Origin of the sequence: Acidiphilium sp. PM (assembly GCF_000219295.1) — a bacterium.
Taxonomy (GTDB): Bacteria; Pseudomonadota; Alphaproteobacteria; order Acetobacterales; family Acetobacteraceae; genus Acidiphilium; species Acidiphilium multivorum.
Genome location: NZ_AFPR01000247.1, coordinates 1 through 7,129, shown reverse-complemented (window position 1 = coordinate 7,129; position 7,129 = coordinate 1). Strand labels below are relative to the sequence as shown.

8 protein-coding genes are annotated in these 7,129 nt (G+C 68.2%); all 8 read left to right on the top strand.

Going from position 1 to position 7,129, the window contains the following annotated elements:
• Positions 1 to 136: 136 nt before the first annotated feature.
• A complete protein-coding gene (locus APM_RS10655) occupies positions 137 to 1,111 on the top strand; it encodes an ABC transporter permease (RefSeq protein WP_007423379.1) in 975 nt (324 codons plus the stop codon).
• Positions 1,108 to 1,881: an ATP-binding cassette domain-containing protein gene (locus APM_RS10650; protein WP_007423380.1), complete on the top strand. Its 774-nt coding sequence runs from the start codon at positions 1,108 to 1,110 to the stop codon at positions 1,879 to 1,881. The genes APM_RS10655 and APM_RS10650 overlap by 4 nt, the downstream gene beginning before the upstream one ends.
• 45 nt (positions 1,882 to 1,926) lie before the next feature.
• Positions 1,927 to 2,700, top strand: coding sequence for an SDR family NAD(P)-dependent oxidoreductase (locus tag APM_RS10645; RefSeq protein ID WP_007423378.1), 774 nt, complete (start codon positions 1,927 to 1,929; stop codon positions 2,698 to 2,700).
• Positions 2,701 to 2,727: 27 nt separating this feature from the next.
• Entirely contained in the window at positions 2,728 to 3,618 is an 891-nt protein-coding gene (locus APM_RS10640; protein ID WP_007423377.1) for a 2-dehydro-3-deoxygalactonokinase, read from the top strand.
• Entirely contained in the window at positions 3,606 to 4,226 is a 621-nt protein-coding gene (locus tag APM_RS10635; protein ID WP_007423376.1) for a 2-dehydro-3-deoxy-6-phosphogalactonate aldolase, read from the top strand. Before APM_RS10640 ends, APM_RS10635 begins: the two co-directional genes overlap by 13 nt.
• A 102-nt stretch (positions 4,227 to 4,328) precedes the next feature.
• The gene (locus tag APM_RS10630) at positions 4,329 to 5,243 is read left to right on the top strand and encodes an SMP-30/gluconolactonase/LRE family protein (protein WP_007423375.1); all 915 of its coding nucleotides are present in this window, start codon (positions 4,329 to 4,331) and stop codon (positions 5,241 to 5,243) included.
• An 84-nt stretch (positions 5,244 to 5,327) separates the two neighbouring features.
• On the top strand, positions 5,328 to 6,452 hold the full coding sequence (locus tag APM_RS10625; protein ID WP_012040168.1) for a sugar ABC transporter substrate-binding protein: 1,125 nt from the start codon (positions 5,328 to 5,330) through the stop codon (positions 6,450 to 6,452).
• Positions 6,449 to 7,129: ATP-binding cassette domain-containing protein (locus APM_RS10620; protein WP_007423373.1), on the top strand; the 681-nt coding region annotated here is incomplete at its 3' end. The genes APM_RS10625 and APM_RS10620, both read left to right, overlap by 4 nt.

The following is a 7,129-nucleotide window of genomic DNA, read 5'->3' as shown; positions in this document are numbered from 1 at the left end:
ATCGCGGGCTGATGCCGCGCCGGCGCGGCGGGCGGCCGGCGTCCCGCGGGATGCGGCCGGCACCGCGCCGGACCTCCACCCTTCACCCATAAGGCCGGCCTGCGCGCGGGGCGGCGCCTGAGATCAGGGGAACGGCATGAGCCAGTCCACAAGTTTGCGCCGACACGGCTCCCGCCTGTTCGCGCTGCGCGAGGCGAGCATTCTCGTCGTCGCCATCCTGCTGTTCGCGTATTTCGCGATCAGCAACGACAATTTCCTCTCCGGCCCGAACCTGCAGACGCTGTCGCAGTTCATTGCCCCGGCCGCCATCATCGCCTGCGGCGAGATCATGCTGCTGATCTGCGGCGAGATCGATCTGTCGGTCGGCCAGGTCTTCGCGCTCGCCCCGTTCATCATGGCGTTCAGCGTGAAGGCGGGGCTCGGCCTGTTCGTCGGCATCGTGCTCGCGCTGCTGGTTTCCGCCGTGGTCGGGCTGATCAACGGCGGCATCACGGTGCTGCTGCGCGTGCCCTCCTTCGTCACCACGCTCGGCACGCTGTTCCTGATCAACGGCTTCACCCTGACCATCTCGCGCGGCTATCCGGTGAACACGCCGGGCGGCACGGCGATCGCCAACATCTTCGGCGCGGCCGGCTACAGCGAATTCCTCTGGGCGCTGCTGATCGTGGTGATCATGCACATGGTGCTGCGCCACCGGCGCTGGGGGCTGCACACGATCGCGGTGGGCGGCAACCTGACCGGGGCGACCGAGGCGGGCATCAACGCCGCGCGGATCAAGGTGGGCAACTTCGTGCTCACCAGCGTGCTCGGCGGCATCACCGGCCTGCTGGAAGCGTTCCGCATCGGCTCGACCGATCCGCTCGCCGGCGGCACCAACGTGATGTTCCTCGCCGTCGCCTCGGGCGTGATCGGCGGCACCAGCCTCGCCGGCGGCTCGGGCACGATCATCGGCGGGCTGCTCGGCGCCACCGTGCTCGGCGTGCTGCAGGACGGCTTCACCCTCGCCGGCATCAACGCCTTCACCTTCGACATGATCATCGGCGCCGCCATCCTGATCGCGATGGTCGCCAATATCCGGGTCCAGGGCATGCGCAAGGGAGGACGGCGATGAGCGCCACCGTGAACGGAGCGGCGCCGGACGCGCTGCGGGCCGAGAACATCGTCAAGTCGTTCGGCGCGGTGACGGCGCTGTCGGGCGTGTCGCTGCACGTGAAGCGCGGCGAGGTGCTCGGCATTCTCGGCGACAACGGCGCCGGGAAGTCGACCCTGATGAAGATCATCACCGGCTTTCACAAGCCGACCGCCGGCCAGCTCTACGTGCAGGGCGAGGCGGTGGATCTCGCCTCGGTCGATCATGCGCGGGCCCTCGGCATCGAGTGCGTGTATCAGGACCTCGCCCTGGTCAACACGCTGCCGATCTATCACAACATGTTCCTGAACCGCGAGCTCAGGACCCCGCTCGGCATGCTCGACCACAAGACGATGCGCCGGCGCGCGGCGGAGGCGCTCGAGGATATCGGCGTCAACATCCCCTCGGTCGACGAGGAGGTGGAGATGCTCTCGGGCGGGCAGCGGCAGGCGATCGCGATCGCCCGCGCGGTCTATACCGATGCCAAGATCCTGCTGCTCGACGAGCCGCTCGCCGCGATGGGCGCGCGCGAGGCCGGGCTGATCATCGACCTGATCCAGCGCCAGCGCGCCCGCGGCGACATCTCGATCATCATGATCATGCACAACTATGCCCAGACCCTGGAGATTGCCGATCGCGTCATGCTGATGCAGCATGGCGAGGTGACGTTCTCGGGGGCGGCGCGCGACACCTCGGTGGAGGAACTGCTCGAGATCGTGCGGCGCGAATACCGCGCGGCAAGGGCGCGCTGACGCCCTGAGCCGGCGACGATACATCACGACGGAAGAAGGATCATCATGACCGCACACGCCAACGCAATCTATCCGAGCCTCAAGGACCGGGCGGTGTTCATCACCGGCGGCGGCGGTGGCATCGGCGCATCCGTCGTCCAGCATTTCGCCGAGCAGGGCAGCCGCATCGTCTTCGTCGACATCGACGCGGCGGGCGGCCAGCGCGTGGTCGAGCAGGTGATGGCGAAGGGTCATGCCGCGCCGCATTTCTTCCAGTGCGACCTGCGCGACATCGAGGCCCTCAAGGCCGCGATCGCGAAAGGGGCGGAAGCGGTCGGCCCGTTCACCGTGCTGGTGAACAACGCCGCCCATGACGAGCGCCACCCGACGATGGACGTGACGGTGGAATATTGGGAGGACCGGCTGCAGGTGAACCTGCGGCACCAGTTCTTCGCCGCCCAGGCGATCATCCCGATGATGAAGGCCGCCGGCGGCGGCGCCATCGTCAATTTCGGCTCCAGCAGCTGGCACAAGGGCCAGGGCGGCATGCCGGCCTACGTGACCGCCAAGGCCGGCATCGAGGCGCTGACGCGCAGCCTCGCGCGGGATTTCGGGCCGGACAACATCCGCGTGAACTGCGTGGTGCCGGGCTGGATCATGACCGAACGGCAGATCGAGAAATGGCTGACGCCGGAAGGCGAGGAAACGCTGATGAAGCAGCAGTGCCTCAAGCAGAAGCTGACGCCCGCCGATGTCGCGCGGATGGTGCTCTGGCTCGCCGCCGACGACAGCCGGATGGTGACCAGCCACAATTTCTTCGTCGACGCCGGGTGGATCTGAGCGGCACGGGCGGATGACCGGCCGCCGATGATCGGGCTCGACTGGGGGACGACGCGGCTGCGCGCCTTCCGCATCGCGGAGGATGGCGTGGTCCGCGACGTGCGGCGTGCCGATCGCGGCGTGCTGAGCGTGAAGCCGGGCGGCTTCGCCGACACGCTGCGCGACATCGCCGGCGACTGGCTGGAGGCCGGCGAGCGGCGCGTGCTGATCGCCGGCATGGCCGGCAGCCGGCAGGGATGGCAGGAAGTGCCGTATCTCGACTGTCCGGCGGAGTTCGGCGCCATCGCCGCCGCGGCGCGGCCGGTGGCGTTCGACGCGGCGGAGGTGTTCATCCTGCCCGGACTTGCGGCGCGGGACGAAGCGGGAGTGCCGGAAGTGATGCGCGGCGAGGAGACGCAGATCGTCGGCGCCGCGGACGGCGACGCGCGCCGGCTCGTCTGCCTGCCGGGGAGCCATTCGAAATGGGCCACGGTGGCCGCCCGGCGGATCGAGGGGTTCCGCTCCTACATGACCGGCGAGGCGTTCGCCGCGATCGGCGGGGCGACGATCCTCGCGCAGACGATCGAGGCCGGCGCGCCGGACCCGGCCGCCTTCGCCGACGGCGTTGCCCGGGCGGGCCAGCCGGGCGGGCTGCTGCACCATCTCTTCGGCGTGCGGACCAGGGTCCTGCTCGATGGCGTGGCGAAGACCGCCGCGCGCGCCTATCTCTCGGGCCTGCTGATCGGCCACGAGGTGCGCCACGCGCTGCCGCCGGGCGCGGCCGAGGTGACGCTGATCGGCGATGCCGCGCTGTGCGGCCTTTACCGCGACGCGATCGAATTGTGCGGCGGCGCGGCGCGAATTCATGACGCCGGGGCGGGCGATGCCGCCTGTCTTGGCCTTGCCCGGCTCGGGGAGCAGATTCCATGGCGACACTGAAAGATCATCTCGACGCCTGCCCGCTGGTCGCGATCCTGCGCGGCATTTCGCCGGACGAGGCGGAGGCGGTGGGCGAGGCGCTGGTCGGGGCCGGGCTGCGGATCATCGAGGTGCCGCTGAACTCGCCCGACCCGTTCGAGAGCATCGCCCGCCTCGCCCGCCGCTTCGGCGACCGCGCGCTGATCGGGGCCGGAACGGTGATGACGGCCGCGGACATCGCCCGGCTTGCCGGCGCCGGCGGACGGCTGATGGTCACCCCGCACGCCGATCCCGATCTCGTGCGGGAGGCCAAGCGGCACGGGCTGCTCGCCCTGCCCGGCTTTTTCACCCCGGCCGAGGCTTTCGCCCTGATCGGGGCCGGCGCGGACGGGCTGAAGCTGTTTCCGGCCGAGGCGGCGAGCCCGGCGGTGCTCAAGGCCCTGCGCGCGGTGCTGCCGCCGGCGCTGCCGGTGCTGCCGGTCGGCGGCGTCTCGCCGGAGACGATGGCGCCCTGGCGCGCCGCCGGGGCGATGGGATTCGGCATCGGCTCCGGGCTCTATCGCCCGGGCGATGACGCCGCCGCGGTGCGCGAAAAGGCGGACGCGTTCATCTCTGCGCTCAAGGCCTGACCGGGCCGCGCCCCCCTCTGGTCTTCGCGGCGTTTGTCTTTTATCGTTTGACGGCAAGGGCCGGAGAAGCCGGCCGCAACGAAGAGGGGGAAGGGCGCCGCCATGTCCGAGGCTTTTCACGTCTATGACGAACGCTTTCGTTCGATGCTGCTGTTCAATGCGGCAATCGAGAAAATCGCCACGGGCTTCCGCTGGGCGGAAGGGCCGGTGTGGATCGGCGAGCAGAACTGCCTGCTGTGGAGCGACATTCCGAACGACCGGATGATGCGCTGGACGACCAACGGGACGGTCGACGTCTATCGCGCGCCGGCGCGGCACACCAACGGCCATACCCGCGACCGCCAGGGGCGGCTGATCAGCTGCGAGCATGGCGGCCGCTGTGTCAGCCGCACCGAATACGATGGCTCGGTGACCATCCTGGTCGACCGTTTCGAGGGCAAGCGGCTCAATTCGCCCAACGACGTCGTCGTGAAATCGGACGGCACGATCTGGTTTACCGACCCCGATTACGGCATCTGGAGCGACTATGAGGGCCACCGCGCGGAGAGCGAGATCGGCGCCTGCAACGTCTATCGCTTCGATCCGGCCAGCGGTGCGCTCGGCATCGTCGCCAGCGATTACGAGCGGCCGAACGGCATCGCGTTCAGCCCGGATGAATCGAAACTCTATGTCGCCGATACCGGCATGACCCACCGGCCCGATGGCCCGCATCACATCCGGGTGCATGACGTGATCGACGGCGCGCGGCTCGGGCCGGGCAGGGTCTTCGCGGAAATCCCGAACGGTTTCGCCGATGGCTTCCGGCTCGACGAGCACGGCAATGTCTGGTCGAGTTGCGGCACGGCGAACGGCGTTGCCGTCTTCGCGCCGGACGGCACGCCGCTCGGCAAGATCGACCTGCCGGAGGCGACCAGCAACCTCGTGTTCGGCGGACCGAACCGCAACCGCCTGTTCATGACGGCGACGAGTTCGGTTTACGCGCTCTACGTCGCAGTCCGCGGCAACAAGACAGTGTAACTGCACCTTTATTTCGTTTGTCAGCCACCGGGAAGTGCTGTATCGAACCGATAATAAACCGTCCAGAATGAAGGGAGGATGTTCATGGAATTCGACAACCAGACCGCTGATCCGATCGGCGGCCTCGATCTGACCGGCGCAACGCGCCGCACGCTGATCACCGGCCTCGCGGGCGGGCTCGGCCTGGCGGCCCTGCCCCGCTTCGGCCTCGCCAACGGCCGCAAGCTCAAGATCGCGCTCTCGAACTCGTATATCGGCAACGAGTGGCGCATCGAGATGGTCAACCTCTTCAAGGCGGCGCTGCAGATGGAGCCGTACAAGAGCGAAATCGAAGGCTCCTACTACAACTCCGGCAACAACGTCTCGCAGGAAAGCCAGCAGATTTCCGGCATGATCGCCGAGCGGGCCGACGCCATCCTGGTCGACGCCGCCTCGCCGACCGGGCTGAACGGCATCATCCAGCAGGCGCATGCGCGCGGCATCCTCGTCGTTTCCTTCGACAATGTCGTCACCACGCCGGCGGCGCTGAAGGTGAACACCGACCAGTTCAAGTTCGGCGAAACCCTCGCCGAGTGGCTGGTGAAGAAGCTCGGCGGCAAGGGCAACGTCATCATGGTGACCGGCGTTGCCGGCACGACGGTGAACCAGCAGCGCAATCTCGGCGCCGAATCGGTGTGGAAGAAGCACCCCGGCATCAAGGTGGTCAGCCGCTTCGCGGGCGACTGGGATTCGGCGACCGCGGAGAAGAACACCGCCTCCGTGCTGCCCTCGCTGCCCAAGGTCGACGGCATCTGGTGCCAGGGCGGAACCGACGGCGTGCTGAAGGCGTTCATCGCCGCCAACCGTCCGCTGCCGCCCACCGCCGGCGAGGCCGAGAACGGGTTCCGCAAGTTCATGGTCGGCTACATGGGCCACAAGGTCGATGGCCTGTCGATCGGCCAGCCGCCCTATCTGGTGCTCGTCGCGCTTGAACTGGCGCGCCAGGTGCTGAACAAGAAGTATCCGCGCAAGGACATCACCATTCCGTTCCCGTTCGTGACCGACGCGACGGTGAAACCCGGCGTGACGGTGTTCCCCAACCTGCCGGACAGCTTCTTCGCCGACTTCACCGACAGCGGGCCTGACGCGGTCGTGAAGGTCTGCGTCGATGCCGCGCTGCATGGCAAGCCCTGCGGCGGCAAGCTGACCGTTCACCTGCCCAAGGCATGACCGCGCCCGCAATCGCGGCGCGTGGCATCAGCAAGTCGTTCGGCGGCGTCAAGGCCCTTACCAGGGCCTCGATCGCCGTCGCACGCGGCAGAGTTCATGCGCTGGTGGGCGAGAACGGCGCCGGCAAGTCGACCCTGATCAAGATTCTCGGCGGCCGCATCCCGCCGGATGAAGGCACGGTGGAAATGGCCGAGGCCGGGCTGCGCGTCGGCACCGTGTTCCAGGAACTGACGCTGCTGCCCTTCATGACCGTGGCGGAAAACCTGCTGCTCGGCCGCGAACCGCGCACCGGGCTCGGCCTGATCGACCGGGCCGCGATGCCGGCGATCGCCGAGGCGGAACTCGCCGGACTCGGGATCACCCATATCGACACCCGCGCCCTTGCCGCCGATATCTCGCTCGCCGAGCGACAGATCATCGAGATTGCCCGGGTCATCATGTCCGAGCCGCAGGTGCTGCTGCTCGACGAGCCGACCTCGGCGCTGGTCGAGCGCGAGGTGGCCTGGCTGTTCGGGCAGATCCGCGCGCTGCGCGAGAAGGGGGCGGCGATCGTCTTCACCTCGCACCGCTGGGGCGAGATCACGAGCATCGCCGACGAAATCACCATTTTCCGCAACGGCACCGATGTCGGCACCTTCACCTCGATCGCCGAGGACGAGGCGATCACGCTGATGACC

Bases quoted from the DNA above. Each gene is read 5' to 3' on its own strand.
- APM_RS10655 (WP_007423379.1), top strand. From the start codon at position 137: ATGAGCCAGTCCACAAGTTTGCGCCGACACGGCTCCCGCCTGTTCGCG.
- APM_RS10650 (WP_007423380.1), top strand. From the start codon at position 1,108: ATGAGCGCCACCGTGAACGGAGCGGCGCCGGACGCGCTGCGGGCCGAG.
- APM_RS10645 (WP_007423378.1), top strand. From the start codon at position 1,927: ATGACCGCACACGCCAACGCAATCTATCCGAGCCTCAAGGACCGGGCG.
- APM_RS10640 (WP_007423377.1), top strand. From the start codon at position 2,728: ATGATCGGGCTCGACTGGGGGACGACGCGGCTGCGCGCCTTCCGCATC.
- APM_RS10635 (WP_007423376.1), top strand. From the start codon at position 3,606: ATGGCGACACTGAAAGATCATCTCGACGCCTGCCCGCTGGTCGCGATC.
- APM_RS10630 (WP_007423375.1), top strand. From the start codon at position 4,329: ATGTCCGAGGCTTTTCACGTCTATGACGAACGCTTTCGTTCGATGCTG.
- APM_RS10625 (WP_012040168.1), top strand. From the start codon at position 5,328: ATGGAATTCGACAACCAGACCGCTGATCCGATCGGCGGCCTCGATCTG.